The organism is Vibrio sp. T20, assembly GCF_007858795.1.
GTDB lineage: Bacteria > Pseudomonadota > Gammaproteobacteria > Enterobacterales > Vibrionaceae > Vibrio > Vibrio satsumensis.
Genome location: NZ_VFEB01000236.1, coordinates 1 through 299, shown reverse-complemented (window position 1 = coordinate 299; position 299 = coordinate 1). Strand labels below are relative to the sequence as shown.

The following is a 299-nucleotide window of genomic DNA, read 5'->3' as shown; positions in this document are numbered from 1 at the left end:
TAGCCCTTGGGCATATCGATGGTCTTCACTAACGCTGGTGAATTAGGATTAGCGACCATCATCTCATTTGAGGTGATGATTCCGGAGTGAGAATCTATTTGGCGGGTTGGCATGGTTAAGTGTCTTTATGTCCCTATTCTGACGTGGCGAGACTAGGCTATCATGCCCGGCAGAGTGAATGAAGTAGAGAGGGCACGCGTATGCGATATCAAGTTGAAATATCGAAAGAAAACCAACTACTATTCAAAGTCGATATTGAAGGTATTAACCAAAATAAGTGTGAAACATCGCTCGAAACG

At 43.8% G+C, this 299-nt stretch carries 1 pseudogene; it reads right to left on the bottom strand.

Features of this window, described 5'->3' with window-relative positions:
* A pseudogene (locus FTW16_RS22245) lies at window positions 1-113 on the bottom strand (AraC family transcriptional regulator); the annotation flags it as partial.
* Window positions 114-299 lie beyond the last annotated feature (186 nt).